Origin of the sequence: Streptomyces sp. NPDC090088 (assembly GCF_044747345.1) — a bacterium.
Lineage (GTDB): Bacteria > Actinomycetota > Actinomycetes > Streptomycetales > Streptomycetaceae > Streptomyces.
In genome coordinates, this window is the sequence record NZ_JBIVDZ010000001.1 from 1,195,188 (window position 1) to 1,217,773 (window position 22,586).

General features: G+C 71.7%; 20 protein-coding genes. 18 read left to right on the forward strand and 2 right to left on the reverse strand.

Annotated features, from left to right (window positions below; translation table 11 throughout):
- Positions 1 to 132: 132 nt before the first annotated feature.
- Positions 133 to 1,167, reverse strand: a complete 1,035-nt coding sequence (locus tag ACIPSJ_RS05235) for a ScbA/BarX family gamma-butyrolactone biosynthesis protein (protein WP_401343579.1) — start codon at positions 1,165 to 1,167, stop codon at positions 133 to 135.
- A 168-nt stretch (positions 1,168 to 1,335) separates the two neighbouring features.
- Here ACIPSJ_RS05235 and ACIPSJ_RS05240 point away from each other — a divergent pair, with 168 nt between their 5' ends.
- A complete protein-coding gene (locus ACIPSJ_RS05240; RefSeq protein ID WP_401343582.1) occupies positions 1,336 to 2,016 on the forward strand; it encodes a ScbR family autoregulator-binding transcription factor in 681 nt (226 codons plus the stop codon).
- Between the two features lie 85 nt (positions 2,017 to 2,101).
- Here the strand turns inward: ACIPSJ_RS05240 and ACIPSJ_RS05245 are convergent, their stop codons facing one another.
- Positions 2,102 to 2,668, reverse strand: coding sequence for a TetR family transcriptional regulator (locus ACIPSJ_RS05245; RefSeq protein WP_401343585.1), 567 nt, complete (start codon positions 2,666 to 2,668; stop codon positions 2,102 to 2,104).
- A gap of 447 nt (positions 2,669 to 3,115) precedes the next feature.
- Between ACIPSJ_RS05245 and ACIPSJ_RS05250 the strand changes: the two genes are divergently transcribed.
- The 17 genes from ACIPSJ_RS05250 (at position 3,116) to ACIPSJ_RS05330 (ending at position 22,559) form a co-directional block, all read left to right on the forward strand.
- The gene (locus ACIPSJ_RS05250; protein WP_401343588.1) at positions 3,116 to 3,799 is read left to right on the forward strand and encodes a response regulator transcription factor; all 684 of its coding nucleotides are present in this window, start codon (positions 3,116 to 3,118) and stop codon (positions 3,797 to 3,799) included.
- Between the two features lie 104 nt (positions 3,800 to 3,903).
- Positions 3,904 to 4,368 (forward strand): nuclear transport factor 2 family protein, encoded by a 465-nt coding sequence (locus ACIPSJ_RS05255; protein WP_355712844.1) that lies wholly within the window; start codon positions 3,904 to 3,906, stop codon positions 4,366 to 4,368.
- Between the two features lie 163 nt (positions 4,369 to 4,531).
- Positions 4,532 to 5,116 (forward strand): NAD(P)H-dependent oxidoreductase, encoded by a 585-nt coding sequence (locus ACIPSJ_RS05260; RefSeq protein WP_355712841.1) that lies wholly within the window; start codon positions 4,532 to 4,534, stop codon positions 5,114 to 5,116.
- A gap of 54 nt (positions 5,117 to 5,170) precedes the next feature.
- Positions 5,171 to 6,334: an acyl-CoA dehydrogenase family protein gene (locus ACIPSJ_RS05265; protein WP_365695689.1), complete on the forward strand. Its 1,164-nt coding sequence runs from the start codon at positions 5,171 to 5,173 to the stop codon at positions 6,332 to 6,334.
- On the forward strand, positions 6,331 to 7,308 hold the full coding sequence (locus tag ACIPSJ_RS05270) for a DUF6081 family protein (protein ID WP_401343593.1): 978 nt from the start codon (positions 6,331 to 6,333) through the stop codon (positions 7,306 to 7,308). Before ACIPSJ_RS05265 ends, ACIPSJ_RS05270 begins: the two co-directional genes overlap by 4 nt.
- Positions 7,309 to 7,372: 64 nt before the next feature.
- Complete coding sequence (locus ACIPSJ_RS05275; RefSeq protein WP_401343596.1) at positions 7,373 to 8,971, forward strand: MFS transporter; 1,599 nt, start codon at positions 7,373 to 7,375, stop codon at positions 8,969 to 8,971.
- 81 nt (positions 8,972 to 9,052) lie between these two features.
- The gene (locus ACIPSJ_RS05280) at positions 9,053 to 9,712 is read left to right on the forward strand and encodes an antibiotic biosynthesis monooxygenase family protein (protein ID WP_401343599.1); all 660 of its coding nucleotides are present in this window, start codon (positions 9,053 to 9,055) and stop codon (positions 9,710 to 9,712) included.
- 401 nt (positions 9,713 to 10,113) lie between these two features.
- Entirely contained in the window at positions 10,114 to 12,471 is a 2,358-nt protein-coding gene (locus tag ACIPSJ_RS05285; protein WP_401343601.1) for a hypothetical protein, read from the forward strand.
- A gap of 77 nt (positions 12,472 to 12,548) precedes the next feature.
- Positions 12,549 to 13,172, forward strand: coding sequence for an O-methyltransferase (locus ACIPSJ_RS05290; protein WP_401343603.1), 624 nt, complete (start codon positions 12,549 to 12,551; stop codon positions 13,170 to 13,172).
- Between the two features lie 316 nt (positions 13,173 to 13,488).
- Positions 13,489 to 14,979, forward strand: a complete 1,491-nt coding sequence (locus ACIPSJ_RS05295; RefSeq protein ID WP_401343606.1) for an FAD-dependent monooxygenase — start codon at positions 13,489 to 13,491, stop codon at positions 14,977 to 14,979.
- An 82-nt stretch (positions 14,980 to 15,061) separates the two neighbouring features.
- Entirely contained in the window at positions 15,062 to 15,391 is a 330-nt protein-coding gene (locus ACIPSJ_RS05300; protein ID WP_355712822.1) for a TcmI family type II polyketide cyclase, read from the forward strand.
- Positions 15,388 to 16,659 carry a beta-ketoacyl-[acyl-carrier-protein] synthase family protein gene (locus ACIPSJ_RS05305; protein WP_355712819.1) on the forward strand — a complete coding sequence of 424 codons (1,272 nt, stop codon included), beginning with the start codon at positions 15,388 to 15,390 and terminating at the stop codon, positions 16,657 to 16,659. The genes ACIPSJ_RS05300 and ACIPSJ_RS05305 overlap by 4 nt, the downstream gene beginning before the upstream one ends.
- Positions 16,656 to 17,870 carry a ketosynthase chain-length factor gene (locus tag ACIPSJ_RS05310; protein WP_401343610.1) on the forward strand — a complete coding sequence of 405 codons (1,215 nt, stop codon included), beginning with the start codon at positions 16,656 to 16,658 and terminating at the stop codon, positions 17,868 to 17,870. Before ACIPSJ_RS05305 ends, ACIPSJ_RS05310 begins: the two co-directional genes overlap by 4 nt.
- A gap of 72 nt (positions 17,871 to 17,942) precedes the next feature.
- Positions 17,943 to 18,212: an acyl carrier protein gene (locus ACIPSJ_RS05315; protein WP_355712813.1), complete on the forward strand. Its 270-nt coding sequence runs from the start codon at positions 17,943 to 17,945 to the stop codon at positions 18,210 to 18,212.
- Between the two features lie 171 nt (positions 18,213 to 18,383).
- Entirely contained in the window at positions 18,384 to 19,169 is a 786-nt protein-coding gene (locus tag ACIPSJ_RS05320) for an SDR family NAD(P)-dependent oxidoreductase (RefSeq protein WP_355712811.1), read from the forward strand.
- Positions 19,170 to 19,218: 49 nt separating this feature from the next.
- Positions 19,219 to 20,160, forward strand: coding sequence for an aromatase/cyclase (locus ACIPSJ_RS05325; RefSeq protein WP_365695697.1), 942 nt, complete (start codon positions 19,219 to 19,221; stop codon positions 20,158 to 20,160).
- Positions 20,161 to 20,162: 2 nt separating this feature from the next.
- Positions 20,163 to 22,559: an SDR family oxidoreductase gene (locus tag ACIPSJ_RS05330; RefSeq protein WP_401343614.1), complete on the forward strand. Its 2,397-nt coding sequence runs from the start codon at positions 20,163 to 20,165 to the stop codon at positions 22,557 to 22,559.
- Positions 22,560 to 22,586: the final 27 nt, after the last annotated feature.

The window sequence follows — 22,586 nt, forward strand, 5'->3', positions numbered from 1 at the left end:
GGCAGGGCGGACGTCACCCGGAGCGATGTGGTGCGGGAGTCACCGGCAGTGGTGAGGACGAACGGCGGAGAAGCGGGCCGGTCGGCGGTGACGCGGACCCGTCGGATGACGCGTGAGCGGACGAAGGGACTGTCAGCCGTGCGCCGAGGTGCCTTCGAGCAGTGCGGTGAAGACCGGACGGCCGTCCTGGTGGCCGGTGATCTCGACCGCCGTCGGACGCGTCGCGTCCATGGATCCGGTGCGGGATCCGGTGCGGGCCTCGATCCAGCACGGGGAGCCGAACTCCACGTAACCGAGGAACGCCACCTCGGTCGAGGACCAGTGGTACCGGCCCGGTGCGACGACCGCGTTCGCGGCCTGGAACGCCGCTTCGACGAGGGCCATCCCCGGGAAGTGGTCGTTGTCGTGGTCGAAGATCGTCGGGTGCCCGAAGTCCGCGCGCAACTGCCAGCGCCCGGACGGGACGGTGGCGGTAGCCGTGGCGAGGGCCGTGGCCGTGGCTGTGGTCGTCGGCCCGGAGGCTGCCGCCGGGGCGAGTACCACGTCGATCGGCCGGGTGCGGCCGACCAGTGCGGGCGTGACGGGGTCGGGCTGTACGGCGGGCCGTACGACGGACGCGAGCTGCGGCCCGCGCAGCCTGCGGTACACCGCGGGGCTGACGATGTCGAAGCGGCCGCCGCCCCGGGCCACCGTCCTGCCATCCGCGCGCAGCGTCATCTCGCAGGTCATGGCCGCCAGCCGGGGGCCACGGAACCGGAGATCCGAGCAGACGGCCTCCACCTCGATGCGGCGGGACCCCGCGGTCACGGCCGGCCGGACCCGCTCCCGGGTGTACGCCAGGTCCCACATCACGAAGTGATGGCCCAGGGGTGCCTGGTAGGCGGCGTGGGCCAGCAGCAGGCCGCACTGCCGGACGGTCTCGGCAACGAGGTTGGCTGCCGGGTTACCATTCACCGTTGTATAAAAAGGGTGATCCCCGGGCCACTCGACGCTGATCAGGTAGCGGTCGTTGGTCAGAAGCCGCCAGCCGACAGGCAGTACATCCAGTGATTTCGAGCGATGCACCAGTTCTTTGGGAACCGGATGGAACGAGATTTCGGGCGATATGCCCGTTTCGTCCGGTCTGGAGCTCTGTTCGCTCCCATGACAAACAGCGATTGCTTGCATGCCTTCCCCCCAGGAATGCCGAAGCTGAGCTCGAGTCGTACTCGAGCGGGTCGTAACATACGTGTGAGTCGGTATGTAACTCAACGGTAAGTCTCACATAGTGAGATTAAGGATGAGTAAAACCGGCTCTACCAGCACAGATGGGCGCACAGCCCTCGGAGGTAAGCCATGGTGACGCAGGAGCGAGGACTCGCGACCCGGCGCATGATCCTGGAGGCCGCGGGGTCGGTCTTCGCCGAACGGGGTTATAGCGCCACGACAGTGGCCGACGTGCTCAAGAAGTTGAGTCTCACCAGGGGAGCGGTGTACTTCCACTTCTCCTCCAAGGAGGAGCTCGCCCGGGCCGTGCTCGCCAGCCAGGCGGACGTGCCCACGGTCGTCCGGGACATCAAGCTCCAGGAGCTGATCGACCTGGGGCTGGTGTTCGCGTGCCAGCTGACCAGGGATCCGCTCCTGCAGGGCAGCGTCCGGCTGTCGCTGGAACTGGAGGCGGTCGGGCTCGACCGGAGACTTCCCTTCCAGGGCTGGGTCGACCGGAACCACCACATCCTGGAACAGGCGCGGGCGCAGGGCGAGTTGCGTCCGCATGTGGACCTGGTGGAGACGGCCGAGCTGCTGTGCTCCTGCTTCACCGGGGTCCAGCTGTTCTCGCAGGTCATGACCGGCTGGGTGGACCTGGAGGCGCGCATCCGGGCGCTGCTGAAGCATGTGCTGCCCAACATCGCCGAGCCCTCGGTGCTGCTCCAGCTCGACCTCAGCCCGGACCGCGGGCTCAAGGTCGGGGCGGAGCTGGGCGCCCTCGCGGGGCTCAAGGAGGCCGCGGGGCAGGAAGGGTCCGACGGGTGCTGACCCGCTGACGTTCACGCATGTTCGGGCTGTCGAACAGCCATCGAGGAGCTGGGGCCCACCCGCCGGGTGGGCCCCTTTCGTCGCCTCAGTCCATGCGGCCGACCAGCGGCGGCAGCAGATTCCATACACCGCTGACGGTTGACTCGGTCAGCCACTGCTCACTCTCGTGCCACAGCAGGGCCAGCCCCACGGTGAGCGCGATGATCGCGGAGGCCGCGCTCCCGGCCGAACCGGAACGGGTGAAGGGGTGCCGGCGCTCCGCGACCGCGACCGCGCCCCGGACGTACGACTCCCACTGTTCCAGCAGGTTGACGGCGGGTTTGCGGTCCTTCTCGCGGCTCAGCAGCACGCCGGCGCGGAACGTGACGTCCTGCCGGTACAGCTCGGTGAAGGCCTGTACGGCCTCCGCCAGGTTCTCGTTGCCGTCCTCGGCCCAGCGGCTCGTCATGCCCGCGAACCGCTCCGCCGCCGCCGCTTCCACGGCGTCCGCCAGCGCCTCCTTGCTCGGGAAGTGGAAGTAGAGGGCCCCTCTGCTCACTCCCGCGTCCGCGGAGATGGTGGACAACTTCGCCCTCGAGTAGCCGTGTTCGGCGAACGAGGTCGCGGCCGAACGAATCAACTGGGAGCGGGTCCGGGTGGCTTTGTCGCTCAATGCCGACTCCTCACATCACATCCGTGCAGGTGGCTTGCGGGTGCCGTCGAGTGCGGGGACCCACACGGCGAGAGACGCGAATATAACATTCACGCATGTATCTTTACCCGGCGTGTTCTGGGTTTTTGTCGGCCGCCAGGCCAGTTGTTGAACACCGAATCATGGTTGCTTTGATGGGTAATGTCCACTTTGAAGGTGCTGATCGAGGCTTTTGGGACGTGATTCAAGCCACTCGAAGTCCGTTGACATGCATGCGTGTCGGTTTGTAGTCTGCGGGTGCTCGATCGGTTTTCGGCGTGGGCGTCCACGCAGAGCGGGGGAAACGACGTCATGAGCCAACCGGGCACGGTTCGGCACAGAACACACGGCATGCATCACCGTCATCGCGCTTCCGATGCGCAGCGCCGCGCGTCGCGGGAAGTGGGGGTTCTCGGGTCGGGAGTCAACGTGGCTGTGGAGAGGTGGCGTGTGCTCGTGGTCGAGAGCGATACGCACGCACAACGGGGAGTCACGCACAGTCTCCGGCGGCAGGGCTGCGACGTGGTCGCCGTCGGCAGCGGCGGCAAGGCGCTGGAGATGTACGAGCACGCGGACCTGGTCCTGCTGGACCTGGAACTGCCGGATCTGCACGGCCTCGACGTGTGTGCCGCGATCCGGGCGGCGGGGGACACCCCCATCATCGCGTTCACCTGCCGCAGCAGCGAGTGGGACCAGGTGCTCGTCCTGGAGGCCGGGGCGGACGACTGCCTTCTCAAGCCCTACGACCTCAGGGAGCTGACGGCGCGGATCGGAGCGGTGATGCGCCGGACCGTCCGTCAGGCCCGCGCGCAGAACGTCATGGAGTGGGGGCCGTTGCGCATCGACATGCGGTTGCGGCAGGTCACTCTGGACGGCCGGCGCGTCGACTGCACCCGCAAGGAGTTCGACCTGCTGTGCCTGCTGGCCTCACAGCCGGGAGCGGTCGTCTCGCGCCGTCGGCTCATGAGCCAGGTGTGGGGAGACCACTGGTCGCCGCCCAGCCGGACGATCGACACCCATGTGGCGAGCCTGCGCCGCAAGCTCGGACCCGACGAGTGGATCACCACGATCCGCGGTGTCGGCCTCTGTTTCCAGCCCGTCGGCATGCACTGAGTCACCGAGTCACCGAGCCACTCAGTCTCTTCCTCCTCCTCCTCCTCTTCCTCTTCCTCTTCCTCTTCTTCTTTCAGCTCCTTACGTCAAAGGACCGCATACCCATGTCTGATCTCACTCCTGAGCGCGTCGGCGCCGCCTGGGCCTCCCTCGGTACCGGGGACCGCGCGAAGATCACGGAATTCTGGGACGAGAACGTGCGGTTCGAGGTTCCCGGACTGCACGCCTACTCCGGCTGGTACGAAGGGCTCGACGCCTTCCTGGAGTTCTTCGGGAACATGTTCCGGCTCTCCGGCGGCACCATGCACGGCGAGAACGTGACGGTGCTGGTGAACCCCGAGGCCGGCTACTCGGTCGACGTCAACCACATCACGGCGGTGCGCGCGGGAGCCGAGGCGGACAGCACCTCCCCCTACGACACCTTCGCCGTCGAGGCGCTGCACCTGCTGCGCTGGAGCGACGGCCGCATCGTCGAGGGCCGTTGGACGGTGCTGGGGGCGGGCGCCGAGACCACCGCGCTGTGGTGGTCGCCGCGCGACGCGGCCGGCGCGCGCCGCCAGGTCGTCTGACCCCGGCCGACACCGACCCCGGCAGGTCCGCGGCGACAGCGGAGGCCACGGCCCTGCCGGTAGCGGGTGCCGGCGCGGTGCGGCGGTGACGTGGGGACGGCCCGCCGCACCGCACCGCACTCCGAGCAGCGCACACAGCACACCAACGATCGTGAGGATCCCCATGTCCGAGGAACGTCTTCGAGTCGCTCTCATCATCGGGAGCACCCGTGCCACCCGGTTCGGCCCGACCATCGCCAAGTGGTTCGCCGAGGAAGCCCGGCAGAACGACGACATCGAGCTGGACGTCGTCGACCTGGCCGACTTCCCCCTGCCGGTCGCGGTGACCGACGCACCCGAACCCGCGGACGCGGCCACGGCGGCCGCCCTCAGCGCCCGGCTGGAGCGGGCCGAGGCCTTCGTCGTCCTGACCCCCGAGTACAACCACAGCTTCCCCGCCCCGCTCAAGGTCGCGATCGACTGGAACTACACCCAGTGGCAGGCCAAGCCGGTCGGCTTCGTCTCCTACGGCGGGCTCTCCGGCGGGCTGCGCGCGGTCGAGCAACTGCGCCAGGTCTACGCCGAGATGCACGCCGTCACCCTGCGCGACACGGTCAGCTTCCACGGCGCCGCCGCCACCTTCCACCCGGACGGCAACCCCAAGGAGCCGGCGGGCTGCGCGGCCGCCGCCAAGACCATGCTCGACCAGCTCGTCTGGTGGGGCGTCGGACTCCGCGAGGCCCGCGACCGGCGCCCCTACCGGGCCTGAGCCGGCCCGCCCCGCTCTCCGCCTCAGCCGAGACGTTCAGGAAATGAGACAGCCATGACCGGGATGCTCCTTGCTCCCCGCACCACCTCGGACACCTTCGTGTCCGCCGCCCGGGCCGCGGCCGAGCCGGCCGCCCGCGACGCGGCCCGGGCGGACCGCGAGCGACGGCTCTCCGCCGACGTGGTGGCGGCGCTGGTCGAGGCCGGCTTCAGCAGGGCGCTGGTCCCGGCCCGCCACGGCGGTACGGCCATCGGGTTCACCACCCTCACCGAGGCCGTCGCCGCGGTCGGCGAGGGCTGCGCCTCCGCCGCCTGGACCGGCTCGCTGCTCGCCTACACCGCGCGGTTCGCCGCCTATCTGCCCGCCGAGGGACAGGCCGAGATCTGGGCGGACGGACCGGACAGCCGGCTGGTCAGCTCCCTGGTCTCCACCACCGCCGGCGCGGTGCCCGCCGACGGCGGCTGGCGGCTCTCCGGCACCTGGACCTACGCCAGCGGGGTCGAGTTCTCCGACTGGGCGCTGCTGATGGCCATGGTGCCCGGGGCGGACGAACGGCAGGAGGCGCGCTTCTTCGCCGTACCCCGTGCCGCGTACCGGATCGAGGAGACCTGGGACACGGTCGGCATGCGGGCGACCGGTAGCCACACGGTCGTCGTGGACGAGGTGTCCGTCCCCGCGCACCGCACCTTCCTCATGGACGACATGTTCACCGGCCGGGGCGCGGTCTCCGACGAACTCCGGCACTCCCAGCCGCTGTTCGCCGTCAACGGCCTCACCTTCGCGGCCCCCGTCCTCGGCGCGGCCCGGGGCGCGCTGAAGCTGTCGGAACGCGCCCTCGCCGACAAGGCGGCCCGGGGCGCGGAGCCGGCCGAGTCCCAGCGGATCGCCCACGCCCGGGCGGCCGGTGAGATCGACGCGGCCGGGCTGCTGCTGGCCAGGGCCGCCCTGAGCGCCGACCGGGAGCGGGTCACCGAGGACGTCCTGGTGCGCAACCGACGGGACTGCGCGCTCGCCACCCAGCTGCTCGTCGGTGCCGTCGACACGCTCTTCCGGGCCGCCGGCACCCGCGGCCAGTCCGCGTCCGACCCGCTCCAGCGCATCTGGCGGGACGCCAACTCCGCGGCCAGCCACATGGTGCTGCAGTTCGAGCCCGCCGCCCTCGCCTACACCCGTGGCCCCCTGGACGCCGCCCGAGCAGGAAAGAGCCCCCGATCATGACGACCACGGACGCGGTCGGCAGCGGCCTGCTGTTCCACGAGGACTTCCGCGACGGCTTCACCAGCACCGGCCCGGACGCCACCTGGCACACCCAGGACACCGCCGGCGTCCCGGGCGGCGACGGAGTCGCCCACACCTCCGGGCTCGGCCTCGCCGTGGTGCCCACCGGCGTCAACCCGCGCACCGGCGCCCCCGCCTTCGTCTCCACCACCGGCCAGCAGGCGGACGGCGGCGAGGGCACCCGGGACCACGTCAAGTGGACGGCCATGCCGAACCGTACGGCGGACACCGGGATACCGGGCTTCGACGTCCCCGCCACCGGCGCGCTCGTCTGCACCACCACCCTCGCCGTCTCCACCTACGGCACCGAGGACCACCCCTTCGGGACGGCGGTCGCCGACGCGCAGGCCGACCCCCGGCTGGCCTGCGGCTCGATGATCACCGCCGATCTGGAGACCGCCTCGATTTTCGGGTTCTTCGTCACCAACACCCGCGTGTACGCCAACTACGAGCGGTTGCGCCTGCCCGGCACCACCTACGCGGCCTACACCTACGCCGTCCCGGTCGCCGACCGGGCACCCGGCGACGTCGACACCCTGCGGATCACCCTGGACCGCGCGCGCTCCACCGTGACCTGGGAGGTCAACGGCGTACCGGCGCTGTCGGTGGACCGGATCGGGCACCCCGTCCTGGACCGCGCCCACCAGCTGCTGGACCACGCGGGCGAGCCCGAGGACATCACGCCGCGCCAACTGATATCCGGCATCGGCATGTTCACCCTGCTCGACGGCGCCCTGGGGGCCGACGCCACCGGCCTGGTGCGGATCGACTCGGCGCCCTCCCACTACGTCGACCCGCGCGCCGGCGCGCCCTGGCCGCAGAAGTTCCTCGACGAACAGAGCACACCCACCCACCGCCTCTGGGGGCAGGGCGTCGCGCTGAACGTGCGCGACCTCTCCGTCACCACCGCCTGACCGCGGGCCCCCAGCGGCCCGAAGAACTCCGCCATCCCCCCATTGAGTTGCAAAGGAACTCGTTGTGACCGCAGTAACGCCCGCCAAGGCGGGCCGCCGTGAGTGGATCGGCCTGGCAGTCCTCTGCCTGCCGGCGCTGCTCACCACCATGGACCTCACGCTGCTGTTCATGGCCGTCCCCAAGCTGACGGCCGACCTGAACCCCTCCAGCACCCAGCTGCTGTGGGCGAGCGACATCTACGGCTTCCTGATCGCCGGCTTCCTGATCACCATGGGAACGCTCGGCGAGCGCATCGGACGCCGCCGGCTGCTCCTGATCGGAGCCGTGCTCTTCGGGGTCGCCTCGGTCCTCACCGCGGAGGCGAACAGCCCCGAGATGCTGATCGCCGCCCGGGCCCTGCTCGGCATCTCGGCCGCCACCCTGGCCCCCTCGACGCTGTCGCTGCTGCGCGTCATGTTCCGGGACGAGAAGGAGAGCACCACCGCGGTCACCATCTGGACCACGTCCTTCATGGTCGGCGGTGTCGTCGGCCCGATCGCCGGTGGCCTGCTGCTGGACCACTTCTGGTGGGGCGCGCCCTTCCTGATGGCCGTACCGGTCATGGTGCTGCTGCTGATCGCCGGTCCGCTCCTGCTGCCCGAGTACAAGGACCCGGCCGGTGGCAGCCTCGACCTGCTGAGCGTCGGCATGTCGCTGGCCGCGATCCTGCCGGCCGTCTACGGCGTCAAGGAACTGGCCCGCAACGGCTTCGAGACCTGGCCGACCGTCAGCCTCGTCGTCGGCCTGGCCTTCGGTGTGGCCTTCGTGCTGCGCCAGCGCGGCCTGTCCGTCCCGCTCATGGACGTCTCCCTGTTCTCCCGCCCGGCCTTCTCGGTCTCCGTCGGCACCCTGCTGCTGACCACCGGCCTGATGATGGGCATCCAGTACCTGCTCGCCACCTACCTGCAGATCGTCCTCGGCATGTCGCCCGCCGAGGCCGGTCTGTGGCAGCTGCCGGTCATCATCCCCGGCATGGTCGCCGCCGTGGTCGGCACCGGCATCTCCCAGAAGATCGGTACGCCGCCGGTGCTCATCGCCGGCCTGCTGGTCGGCTCCGTCGGCTTCGGCGTGCTGACCCAGGTCGACGGCAACTCCGGTACGGCGCTGGTCATCACCTCGTCCGCGATCATGTTCGTCGGTCTCGCCCCGGTGATGGCGCTCGGCATCGGCACCATCGTCCAGGCGGCCCCGGTCGAGCGGGCCGGTGCCGCGTCCGCGCTGGCCTCCACCACCAACGAACTCGGCGGCGCGGTCGGCATCGCCCTCGTCGGCAGCCTCGCCACCGCCGTCTACGGCTCCAGCCTCGACGACCACCTGCCCGCCGGGGTCACCGGCTCGGCCCACGACGCGGCGCGCAACAGCGTCTCCGAGGCGGCCGCCGTGGCAGGTCAGCTCCCCGGCAAGCTCGGCGACCAGCTGAGCGCGGCGGCCCACGACGCCTTCGCCCACGGCATGGAGGTCGCCTCGTACGTCTCCATCGGTGTGCTCCTCGCGATGGCCGCGCTCGTCGCCGTCCTGCTGCGCAGGGCGCTGCCCGCCCCGGCCGCGCAGCCGGCGCCGCAGACGGCCGGTGCCGCCGGTGCCGCCGAGGAGACGCTGCCCTCCGGCGCGCAGAGCGCCTGAGCGCTCCGCACACCACCCCAGCCCGGCGCCCCTGACGGGGCGCCGCCCGGCCCCGCCCGCTCCGACAAGGAGGTTCCTCGTATGACGAGGATCAGTGTCAAGGACCAGTACTACACACTGGTCAACATCTTCGAGACGTCCCCGGAGCACCAGCACCGGCTGATCGAGATCTGGCAGAGTCTCGGCGCGGCGGACGAGCGGACCGGGCTGGTCTCGGTCAACGCCCACCTCAGCTACGACGGCAACTCCGTGATCAGCTACATACAGTGGCGCGACAAGGCCGCCTGGGAGGGCATCCTCAGCGATCCGAGCCGGCAGGAGCGCTTCAAGGAGGTCATGACCTTCGCGACGTTCGACAGCATCCACTGCGAGGTCGTGTACACCCAGCGCAACCCGAAGCTGGGCGACCCGACCATCGAGATCACGGAGCAGCAGGACGTCTTCACGGTCATCGAGGTGGCCCGCACCCGGTCCACGGCCCAGCAGGACGCGCTGCTCGCGGTGGTGGCCCAGCCCAACGCGGTGCTCGACACCACGCCGGGCTACGTCTCGCACAGCGTGCACCGGGACTTCGAGGGCGAGGCCGTCGTCAGCTACTCGCAGTGGCAGAGCGAGGAGGCGTACCAGGCCTTCCGTGCCGGCCGCGACGCGAGCGGCGGCCGGCCCGCCGCCCTGGACGGAATCGACATCCGCGAGTACGCGCTGCGGATCGCCTACATCACCGAGGCCACCAAGATCTGACGGACCGTCACAGGCCCGTCGCAGACCCTTCCGTACACCCCTGGTGCGCCGTCCGCCCCGGAGGGCCCGCGCCAGGTGCGTACGGGAGTCCCCAGCACATCCGCGACACCGAAGGGAGGAGGTGACACCCATGACCGACGCCGCGCTGAGCGCCGCTCTGGAGGAGGTCCTCGCCACGTTCTCGGCCGAGAACGAGCTGACCGAGAACGAGTTCGAGCTCGCCCTGGGCAACGAGACCTGGTAGTCCACGGTCTCCCCGTAGCCGGCCCTCGCTGCCCCGCAGCGGGGGCCGGTCTCTTCTCCCGGAAAGCCGGAACCGGACACCGGACACCGGAAACCCGGGAGCCGGTACCGGGCACCGGTGCCGGAATCAGCAGGAACAAGGAAACTAGGAGCGCGCCGTGACCGCTGGTGCCGTGGCCTCCCGGCCCGCCTGGCTGCAGGAACCGACCCTCGCATGGCGCCCCGCCGTACACGGTGTGGTGCTCTGCGCCCGACCCCATGACCTCGCCGACTGCCTCGGCCCGAACGCCGTCGGGGCGGCCGTGGCCGTCGGCCCGCCCGCCGCCGGTCACGACCATCTCTGCGGACTCCAGGAGCTGCTGGCCGTCCTGCTGCCCGCCGTGCGCGAGGCCCGGCCCGAGGTGCCGGAGCGGCACGCCGAGGTCCTCGCCCTGCTCACGCGACCGCAGGACGCGCAGGCGCCCCGGGGCCGGTTCGTGCCGGTGTCCGAGACCGCCTCGCTCGGCACCACCCGGCGCATCAGCCGGGAGTCCCACATCACCGCCGGCTGGATCGACCGCGCGGCCCGCTTCCTCGTGGACGCCCTTCCCGCGCTGGGCGAGCGGCCCGTCCTGGTCCTGGACGCCTTCGACCGCTGGGACCGTATCTCGGTCCGCATCCTGTACCGGACCGTGCTGCTCGCGGACCAGCAGGGCCGGGGCATCACCGTCCGGGGGCTGCTGAAGGACGGCGGCAGCCTGTTCCTGGAGCGGCTCTCCGGGCAGCGGGCGGTCGGCGTGTGCGGGGTGCTGCCGCCGGTGGCGGAGACTCTCCCCGGCGCGCCCGGTGTGCCCGGCCTCGCGGTCGAACCCTGGCACTCCGACGGCTCGGCCGGCCCACTGCGTGCCATCGGCGACGCGATCGCCCTGCAGAACTTCGAGCGGGCCGATCTGCTGATCGCCGCGCATCTTGCGGCCGTCGGAGGTGACCCCCTGCGGGCCGACGACACGGCCGACCTGATCAGGCTCCAGGCGATCTCGGAGGCGCAGACCGGGCGGATCGACAGCGCCGTCGCGAAGCTGGAGCGGTCCCTGGAGCTGGCCGGCAAGCCGGAGTTGAGGGCCCATCTGAACTACCTGGTGGCGCTGCTGGTCACCAAGCGCAAGGACGACACCGACGCGGCGCGCACCTTCTACCTGCGTGGCCTGGAGTGCCTGGACGAGCTGGCCGAGCCGGGTGTGGACGCGCAGGTGGAGCGGGCGTGGATCCTCAACGGCCTGGCGCTCGCCGCGGCCATCGACGCCCGCGAGACGTCGGACGCGGAGCGCCGGGACGAGCTGTTCCAGAGCGCCTTCGAACTGGAGTTTGACGCCTTCCGGATGGTCCGTGAGATGCCGGGGGACAGCGCCTTCTACCTGCGCTACAACCTCAGTCACAACCTGGCCTTCCTGCTCCAGATCACCGGCCGGCACCGGCAGGCCGAGGAGTTCCTGCGCTCCGTGTCGGCGACGATGCTCGGCACCGGCAGGCCCGAGTTCTTCGTGCCCCACCACTACGCGATCGCCGTCCTCCAGCTGCGCCGGGGCAGTCACGAGGAGGCCGCGGCCTCCTTCGCGGCGGCCGTCCGCGTCGCCCACAGCCTGCGGGACCCCTTCCACCTGGAGAAGCTGCTCGCCGCCGCGGGCTACACGGACCTGCGGCGCGGCGATCACCCGGGCGCCGCCCGCCACTACCGGGACGCGGCGCGCACGGCTCGCCGGCTCTGCGACGAGACGGCGTTCGCCCAGGACCTGGCGGGACTGCTCTGGGCGCTGACCCTGCAGGGCGCCCGCTGGGACCGGCACACCCTGGCCGCGGCCCGCATCTGGTACCCCGAGGCGGCCGGAGCGTACGACCGCGGCGCCGGCCGCGACGAACTCGCCGAGGCCCTGACCGCCGCCGGCGCCGACATCGCGCCCCCCTCCTCCAAACTCCCCTCCTACCTCCCCGCAGTCGACCTCGAAGGCCTCCCCGGCCGCGACCTCAACCGCTTCCTCGCCGGCATCACCACCCGCGAGAACCCGAGCGCGCTGCTGACGCAGAACACGGCCGAGGGAACGGGCAGGGCAGGGGAGGCTCCGGAGGCAGGGGGGCCTGAGAGGGGCTGGGCTGCGGCAAGGGGAGCCGCACGTCCAGGCGATGCTGCGGCGCGCGAAGCCGCCGACCCGGATGCGGCCGTCGCGCAGAGGGCGGCCGGTCCGGACGGGGCTGTCGCGTGGGGAGCTGCCGCTCCAAGTGCGGTCACTGCGCGGGAAGTTGCCGACCCGGGCGGGGCCGTCGCGCAGAGGGTGACCGGTCCGGATGGGCGCGTCGCGCGTGGACTCGCCTCTCCAGGTGAGGCCGTTGCGCGGGAACCGGCCTCTCCAGACACGGCCGTGGCGCGTGAACCCGCCTCTCCGGACGCGGCCGTTGCGCGGGAACCCGCAGTTCCAGGCGTGACGGTGGTGGACGGCGTCTCCGGTTCCGGGCGGGTCGTCGTGGGAGGGGGTCGGGCGTGAGTTCGTTGCCGCGGTTGACGGGGCCTCAGGCGGATGCGTTGGCGGGGCGGTTTTTGGAGCACTGCAGGGGAGCGGGGGTGCTGGACGCGGGGGCGCCCGAGGTGTCGTGGGGGGAGTTCCACGCGTTCCGGGCGCGGTTGGCGGCGTCCTTCGAGGTGCCGACCACCACGCTCACGCCGCTCGCGGCACGCGTGCTGTACGGGCTGGCGGCGGCTCGGCGGCCGGCGGCGGTGGCGACGTTGGGGTGTTTCGCGGGGAACCTGATGGCGTGGGTGTCGGGGCCGGGGTTCGGGCCCGAGCCGCGGTATCCGGGACGGCGGTCCCTGGGGCTGGACGTGGCCGCCGAGCCGGTGGCGCTCGCCGAGGGCAACCTGCGGCGGGCCGGGTTCGCGCCGGGCGCCGGGGCCGTCGTAGGAGATGCCTTCGAGGCGGCGGAGCACAGCACGGGGGAGCGGTGGGACCTGCTGCTCATCGACATCGACGTGCCGGGCTCGCGCAAGTCCGGCTACGCCCGGCTGCTGGAGCGCTGGCTGCCCCATCTGGCGCCGGGCGCGCTGGTGATCGCCCATGACGTGTGCCACCCGGTCTTCGCCTGGGATCTGCGGGACTACGCGGCCTTCGCCAAGGACCGGGGGGCGATCGCCACCACCACCCTGCCGGTGGACGACTGCGGGTTCGAGGTCAGCCGCTGGCCGGGCTGACCCGGGACGGGCGGTGAGGGGAAATCGATTCGGCGGAAACAATTCCGTCATCCGTGCGGCATCACTTCACAGAGACCTGACGCAACTTCGCACAGCCCTGACGAGGTTCCGTCCGAATCTTCTTGAACGGGTCGGTCGGTTTGACGGACTATTTAGTCGGCTTCCGGAGACGGCGCAGCGGGCACCGCTATTGACGAGCTGTCAGTATGGGCGGGCCAATGACGAGTAATTGACCACCTGTTGAAGGTAGGTCGATCGGCCGTCGGTTAGTCATCGATTCCGAAATGAATTCCCCAGGATGACCGAGGAGAGTGGCATGGACGCCGAAGTCATAGTCGTGGGAGCCGGCCCGGCAGGGCTGATGCTCGCCGGCGAATTGCGGCTCGCCGGAGTCGACGTCGTCCTTCTGGAACGACTCGCCGAACGCACCGGTGAATCGCGCGGACTCGGCTTCACGGCACGGACGATGGAGGTGTTCGCCCAGCGCGGTCTGCTCTCCCGGTTCGGGGAGATCGAGGTCAGCGCCTTCGGGCACTTCGGCGGCCTGCCCGTCGACTTCGGCCTCCTCGACGGAGCCCACCAGGCGGCGAAGACCGTGCCCCAGTCCCACACCGAGACGGTGCTGGAGCAGTGGGTCACCGACCTCGGCACGGACGTCCGCCGCAGCCACGAGGTGCTCTCCGTCAAGGACGACGGCGACAGCGTCCTCGTCGAGGTGCGCGGCCCGCACGGCGTGCACGAGCTCCGCGCGCGCTACCTCATCGGCTGCGACGGCGGCCGCAGCAAGGTCCGCAAGGCCGTCGGCTTCGACTTCCCGGGCACCGCGGCCACGCTGGAGATGTACCTCGCCGACGTACGCGGCCTGGATCTCGAACCGCGCATGATCGGCGAGACGCTGCCCGGCGGCATGGTGATGGTCGGTCACCTGGCCGACGGCATCACCCGGCTGATCGTCTGCGAGCGCGGCACGCCTCCGCAGCGCCGTACCGAGGCCCCCGCGTACGCCGATGTGGCGGCCGCCTGGAAGCGGCTGACCGGCGTCGACATCGCGCACGGCGAGCCGGTGTGGGTGAGCGCGTTCGGCGACGCCACCCGCCAGGTGACGCAGTACCGCAGGGGCCGGATCCTGCTGGCCGGGGACTCCGCGCACATCCATCTGCCCGCCGGCGGCCAGGGCATGAACACCAGCATCCAGGACGCCGTCAACCTGGGCTGGAAGCTCGCCGCGGTGGTCCAGGGCCGGGCGCCCGAGGCCCTGCTCGACACCTACCACGAGGAGCGCCACCCGGTCGGCCGGCGCCTGCTGATGAACACCCGCGCCCAGGGCCTGCTGTTCCTCAGCGGCGGCGAGGTCCAGCCGGTCCGTGACGTGCTCACCGAGCTCATCGCCTACCCCGAGGTGTCCCGGCACCTGGCCGGCATGGTGAGCGGCCTGGAGATCCGCTACGACGTCGGCACCGGCGCCCACCCGCTGCTCGGCCGGCGGATGCCGTCGCTGGAGGTGCGGACCCCCTCGGCCGCGCGCACCACCACCAGCTTCGACCTGCTCACCGCGGGCCGCGGGGTCCTGCTCGACCTGGAGGACACCGCCGCCCTGCGGGAGCGGGCCCGGCCGTGGGCGGACCGGGTGGACGTCGTCACGGCGACCCCCGTCGGGGTCACCGCCGGCAGCCCGCTGTCCGGCACCGCCGCGGTCCTCGTCCGCCCCGACGGCTACGTCGGCTGGGCCGCCCCCGGCAGCCACCACGACCTGCCCATGGCGCTGGAGCGCTGGTTCGGCCCGGCCCGGGCGGGCCTGCCGCGCTGACCGCCGTCCCGGTCCGCACCCGAGCGCAGCGAAACCACAGCGACATCGCAGCGCATTCGCAGCGAAGGAGAAGAAGAAAACCATGCACAGCACGCTGATCGTCGCCCGGATGGAACCCGGCGCACGTTATGACGTGGCCCGGCTCTTCAAGGAGTTCGACGGCACCGAAATGCCGCACATCATGGGCACCCGGCGCCGCCAGCTCTTTCTCTACAAGGGTCTCTACTTCCATCTCCAGGAATTCGACACCGACAACGGCGGAGAGATCATCGAAGAGGCCAAGACGGATCCCCGCTTCGTGAAGATAAGCGAGGACCTCAAGCCGTACATTCAGGCCTACGACCCCGCCACCTGGCGCTCTCCCGCCGATGCCATGGCCAAGTCGTTCTACCACTGGGAAGCCTCCTCGTGACCGGTCGCCGTGTCGCCATCACCGGAATCGGAGTGCTCGCTCCGGGCGGTATAGGCGCGAAGAATTTCTGGAATCTGCTGAGCGAGGGGCGGACCTCGACGCGGGGCATCACCTTCTTCGACCCCGCTCCCTTCCGGTCCCGGGTGGCCGCGGAGATCGACTTCGACCCCGAGGAACACGGGCTGAGCCCGCAGGAGATCCGCCGGATGGACCGGGCCGCCCAGCTCGCCGTGGTGGCGACCCGGGAGGCCGTCGCCGACAGCGGCATCGCCCTGGCCGAACTCGACCCGCACCGCACCGGCGTGACCATCGGCAGCGCGGTCGGCGCCACCACCGGCCTCGACCAGGAGTACCGGGTCGTCAGTGACGGCGGCCGGCTCGACCTGGTCGACCACCGCTACGCGGTCCCGCACCTCTACAACCACTTCGTGCCGAGCTCCTTCGCGGCCGAGGTCGCCTGGGCGGTGGGCGCCGAGGGCCCCTCGACCGTCGTCTCCACCGGCTGCACCTCCGGCCTCGACTCGGTCGGGCACGCGGTGGACATCATCCGGGAGGGCACCGCGGACGTCATGATCGCGGGCAGCTCGGACGCGCCGATCTCGCCGATCACCGTCGCCTGCTTCGACGCGATCAAGGCGACCACCCCGCGCAACGACGACCCGGAGCACGCCTCCCGCCCCTTCGACGGCACCCGCAACGGCTTCGTCCTCGGCGAGGGTTCGGCGGTGTTCGTCCTGGAGGAGCTGGAGAGCGCCCGGCGCCGCGGAGCCCACATCTACGCGGAGATCGCCGGCTACGCCTCCCGCTGCAACGCCTTCCACATGACGGGACTGCGTCCGGACGGCGCCGAGATGGCCGAGGCCATCGGCGTCGCCCTCGACGAGGCCCGGATCGACCCGACGGCGATCGACTACATCAACGCGCACGGCTCCGGCACCAAGCAGAACGACCGCCACGAGACCGCCGCGTTCAAGCGCAGCCTCGGCGAGCACGCCTACCGGACGCCGGTCAGCTCGATCAAGTCGATGGTGGGCCACTCGCTCGGCGCGATCGGCTCCATCGAGATCGCGGCCTCCGCGCTGGCCATGGAGAACAACGTCGTTCCCCCCACGGCCAACCTGCACACCCCGGACCCCGAGTGCGACCTCGACTACGTGCCGATCACGGCGCGGGAGTGGCGCACCGACACCGTCCTGACCGTCGGCAGCGGCTTCGGCGGCTTCCAGAGCGCCATGGTGCTGGCCCGGCCCGACAGGAGCATCGCATGACGACCCCGGTTGTGGTCACGGGCCTCGGCATCGCCGCTCCCAACGGCCTCGGCACCAAGGACTTCTGGGCGGCCACGCTCAGGGGCGAGAGCGGCATCGGGCCGGTGACCCGGTTCGTCCCGGACCAGTACCCGGCGCGGCTGGCCGGCGAGGTGCCCGGCTTCGTGGCCGAGGACCATCTGCCCGGCCGGCTGCTGCCGCAGACCGACCGGATGACCCGGCTCGCGCTGGTCGCCGCCGACTGGGCGCTGGAGGACGCCGAGGTCACCCCCAGCGAACTCAACGCCTACGACATGGGCGTGATCACCGCCAGCTCCTCCGGCGGCTTCGAGTTCGGGCAGAACGAGCTGCAGAAGCTCTGGAGCAAGGGCGGCCAGTACGTCAGCGCCTACCAGTCCTTCGCCTGGTTCTACGCCGTCAACACCGGCCAGATCTCGATCCGCAACGGCATGAAGGGCCCCAGCGGTGTCGTGGTCAGCGACCAGGCGGGCGGTCTCGACGCCCTGGCCCAGGCGCGCCGGCAGATCCGCAAGGGCACCCGGCTCATCGTCTCCGGCGCGATCGACGCCTCGATCTGCCCCTGGGGCTGGGTCGCCCAGCTCGCCGCCGAACGGCTGAGCCGGCAGGACGACCCGGACCGGGCGTACGTGCCCTTCGACGCGCTCGCCGGCGGGCACGTACCGGGCGAGGGCGGTGCCATCCTCGTCCTGGAGGACGGCGCGACGGCCCGCGCCCGGGGCGCCCGGAGCTACGGCGAGATCGCCGGCTACGGCGCCACCTTCGACCCCCGGCCCGACAGCGGCCGCCCGCCCGGCCTGCGCCAGGCGATCCGCGCCGCGCTCGCCGACGCCGGCGCCGAACCCGGCGACATCGACGTGGTCTTCGCCGACGCGGCGGGCGTGCCCGCACTGGACCGCGTCGAGGCCGACGCCCTCACCGAGGTCTTCGGCCCGCGCGGAGTGGCCGTGACGGCACCCAAGACGATGACCGGACGCCTCTACTCGGGCGCCGCGCCCCTGGACGTGGCGGCCGCGCTGCTCGCGATCCAGGACGGGGTCGTCCCGCCCACCACCAACGTGCGGCCCGCCGAGGAGTACCGGCTCGACCTGGTCACCGGAGCCCCGCGCACCGCCGCCGTCCGCGCCGCCCTGGTGGTCGCCCGCGGCTACGGCGGCTTCAACTCCGCGGTGGTCGTACGCGCCGCGGACTGACCCGCCGCCCGCGCGATCCCACCGCACACCCCCACCCCACTTCACCCACACCGGCACACGGAGGAAACCGTCATGCCCGAACGCACCTTCACCCTCGACGACCTGCGCCGCATCCTGCTGGAGAGCGCGGGCAGCGAAGAGGGCGTCGACCTCTACGGCGACATCGAGGACAGCGACTTCGAGGAGCTGGGCTACGAGTCCCTCGCGCTCCTGGAGACCGGCGGCCGTATCGAGCGCGAGTTCGGCGTCAGCCTCGACGACGTCAACCTCTCCGACATCACCACCCCGCGGGCCCTCGTCGCCGCCGTCAACGAGCTCCTCTCGGCCGACGTCGCCGCCTGACCCCAGACCCGGCCTGACCTCCCCCGATCAGGCCGACCGAGCGGGCCGGACCGTACGTCCCCCGACGGACCGGCCCGCTCCCACCCCAGGCTCCGCCCATCCCGGGCCATGCCCTTCCCGGGTCCCGCCCGCCCCGGGCCGCCTCGACCCTTCCCGCGCAAGGAGAAGCACATGACAGAGCAGAACGGCCGGGTCGCCCTGATCACCGGCGCCACCAGCGGAATCGGCCTCGCCGCGGCCCGCATCCTGGGCGCCGCGGGCCACCGGGTGTTCATCGGCGCCCGCAACGCCGAGAACGTGACGGAGACGGTGAAGCAGCTGCAGAGCGAGGGCATCGACGCCGACGGCGCCACCCTCGACGTGCGCTCCACCGAATCGGCGCACGCCTTCGTCCAGGCCGCCGTCGACCGCTTCGGCACCGTCGACATCCTGGTCAACAACGCGGGCCGCAGCGGCGGCGGTGTCACGGCCGACATCGCCGAGGAACTGTGGGACGACGTCATCGACACCAACCTCAACAGCGTCTTCCGCCTCACCCACGCGGTCCTCAACACCGGCGGCCTGCGCCACAAGGACTGGGGCCGCATCATCAACATCGCGTCCACCGCGGGCAAGCAGGGCGTCGTCCTCGGCGCCCCGTACTCCGCGTCCAAGCACGGCGTGGTCGGCTTCACCAAGGCCCTCGGCAACGAGCTGGCGCCCACCGGGATCACCGTCAACGCGGTCTGCCCGGGCTACGTCGAGACGCCGATGGCACAGCGGGTGCGCGCCGGTTACGCCGCCGCCTACGAGGTCACCGAGGACGCGATCCTGGAGAAGTTCCAGGCCAAGATCCCGCTGGGCCGCTACTCCACCGCGGACGAGGTGGCCGGCCTGGTCGGCTACCTGGCCTCCGACACCGCCGCCTCCATCACCTCCCAGGCGCTCAACGTCTGCGGTGGCCTGGGCAACTTCTGAGCGCCCCGCCCCGCCCCACGACCCCGCACTCACCCCAAGGAGCCTGACCATGCCGCAGCCCGGCCTGCGCGAGGTGGAGCACGAGATCACGGTCTCGGCTCCGGCCGCCGCCGTCTACCGTCTGATCGCCGAGGTCGAGAACTGGCCGCGGATCTTCCCGCCGACCATCTACGTGGACCACCTGGAGCGCGCCGGGGACACCGAACGCATCCGGATCTGGGCCACGGCCAACGGCGAGGCCAAGAACTGGACCTCCCGCCGCGTCCTGGACCCCGGCCGGCTGCGCATCGAGTTCCGCCAGGAGGTCTCCACCCCGCCGGTCGCCGCCATGGGCGGCACCTGGATCATCGAGCCGCTCGACGAGTCCACCTCCCGGATCCGGCTGCTGCACGACTACCGCGCCGTCGACGACGACCCGGACGGCCTGCGCTGGATCGACGAGGCGGTGGACCGCAACTCGCGCTCCGAACTCGCGGCCCTGAAGACCAACGTCGAACTCGCCCACGCCGCCGAGGAGGTGACCTTCTCCTTCGAGGACTCCGTGCGGATCGCCGGCTCCGCCAAGGACGCCTACGACTTCATCAACGAGGCCCACCTGTGGCAGGAGCGGCTGCCGCACGTCGCCTCGGTCCGGCTCGACGAGGACGTGCCCGGGCTGCAGACCCTGGAGATGGAGACCCGCGCCAAGGACGGCTCCACCCACCTCACCAAGTCCTACCGGGTGTGCTTCGAGGGCCGGAAGATCGCCTACAAGCAGGTGACCCTGCCCGCCCTGATGACCCTGCACACCGGCTACTGGACCTTCACCCAGGACGCGGACGGCACGACGGCCTCCTCCCAGCACACCGTGGTCCTCAACACCGCGAACATCAGCCGGATCCTCGGCCCGGACGCCGGTGTCGCCGAGGCCCGGGAGTACGTCCACACCGCGCTGAGCACCAACAGCCGCGCCACGCTGGGGCACGCCAAGGCCCACGCCGAGGCGCGCTGACCATGTCCGGCACCCTGCGCACCCAGGTACTCGTGGTCGGGGCGGGCCCCGCGGGGCTGATGCTCGCCGGGGAACTGCGGCTCGGCGGCGCCGAGGTGCTGGTCGCCGAACGGCTGACCACCCCCACCACCGAGTCCCGGGCCTCGACCCTGCACGCCCGGACCATGGAGACCCTCGACGCCCGCGGCCTGCTGGAGTCGTTCGGCACCCCGCCGAACGAACCGGCCGGGCACTTCGGCGGCATCCCGCTCGACCTGACCCTGCCCAGCAGCCACCCCGGGCAGTGGAAGATCCTCCAGGCGGACGTCGAACGGGTGCTGCAGGAGTGGAGCACCGGACAGGACGCGAAGCTGCTGCGCGGCCACGAACTACGCGCGCTGACCACCACCGCCTCCGACCACGTCCTGGCCGAACTCACCGGCCCCGACGGGCCGGTGACGGTCCGCGCGGAGTACGTCGTCGGATGCGACGGCGAGCAGAGCGCCGTACGACGGCTGGCGGGCTTCGACTTCGCCGGAACGGACGCCGAGCGGGAACTGCTGCGGGCCGACGTCGCCGGCATCGACATCCCCAACCGGCGCTTCCAGCGGCTGGAACGGGGGCTGGCGATCGCGGCCCGCCGCCCCGACGGCGTCACCCGGGTCATGGTGCACGCCTTCGGCAGCCCCGCCCGGCCCCGCACCACGGACCCCGCCTTCACGGAGATCGCCGGCGTCTGGCGCCGGGTCACCGGCGAGGAGATCGGCCACGGCACCCCGCTGTGGGTCAACTCCTTCGGCGACGCCTCCCGGCAGGTCACCGAGTACCGCAGGGGACGCGTCCTGCTCGCCGGGGACGCCGCCCACCGGCAGATGCCGATCGGCGGCCAGGCCCTCAACCTCGCCCTCCAGGACGCGGTCGACCTCGGCTGGAAGCTGGCCGCCCGGGTGACCGGCCGGGCCGGCGAGGAACTGCTCGACTCCTACCACGGCGACCGCCATCCGGTCGGCCGCCGCATCCTGGGCAACATCAGGACCCAGGCCCGGCTGCTGCTCGGCGGCCCGGAGGTGGAGGCCGTCCGCGAGGTGTTCGCGGAACTGGCCGCGCTGCCGCCCGCCCGCGCCCACCTCGCCGCCATGATCGCGGGCCTCGACATCGCGTACGACTCTGCGGGCGACTCCGCGGGCGACGCGCATCCGCTGCTCGGCCGGCGCTGCCCCCCGTTCGCCCTGACCACCCCGGACGGCGAGACCACCCCGGCCGCGCTGCTGCGGGCGGGCCGGGGCGTGCTGCTCGACCTCTCCGGGGACGCCGGGCGCGAGGCGGAGTGGTCCGCCGTGCTCCGCCCCTGGGCCGGGCGGGTGTCCCTCGTGACGGCCCGCCTCCGGGACGGCGCCGACACGACGCGCAGCGCGGACACCACGGACAGCGCGGACAGCGCGGACCTCGCGGACACCGCCGCCGTCCTGCTCCGCCCGGACGGCTACACCGCCTGGGCGGCGACGCCCGGCACCACCACCGGCCTCCCGGCGGCCCTGCACCGCTGGTTCGGCACCCCGCCCGGCGCCCCCGCGCCCGGCCCACGCACCACCGCAACCGACACACCGGCCCGGGCATCCGCCGCAGCGGCCGGCCACGGCAACCTGAGGAAGGCCACGATGGGAACGCTCACCGGCAAGACAGCACTGGTCACGGGATCGAGCCGAGGCATAGGCCGGGCGACGGCCCTGCGCCTGGCCGGCGAGGGAGCACTCGTCGCCGTGCACTACACCAGCAACCAGGAGGCGGCCGACGACGTCATCCGCACCATCGAGAAGGAGGGCGGCCGGGCCTTCGCCGTCCAGGCCGAACTCGGCGTTCCCGGCGACGTCCACGAGCTGTTCCTCGGTGTGGAGCAGGGGCTCAAGGAGCGCACCGGCACCACCGACCTGAACATCCTCGTCAACAACGCCGGGGTGATGGGCGGGGTGGCGCCGGAGGACACCACCCCCGAGCTGTTCGACCGGATCGTCGCGGTCAACGCCAAGGCGCCGTTCTTCATCATCCAGCGGGCGCTGACCGTCATGCCCGACGGCGGCCGCATCATCAACATCTCCACGGGCCTCACCAAGACCGCCAACCCCCAGGAGATCGCCTACGCGATGAGCAAGGGCGCCGTCGAGATGCTCGCCCTGCACTTCGCCAAGCACCTCGGCCCGCGCGGCATCACGATCAACAGCGTCGCCCCCGGCATCACCCGCAACGACAACCCGGTCTTCGACATCCCCGAGGCCGTCGAGCAGATGGCCCAGCTGTCGGTCTTCAACCGGGTCGGCGAACCCCGGGACGTCGCCGACGTCGTCGCGCTGCTCGCCTCCGACGAGGCCCGCTGGATCACCGGCTCCTTCGTCGACGCCAGCGGCGGCACCCTCGTCGGCTGACCGCACGACGGGGACGGACAGGACGAG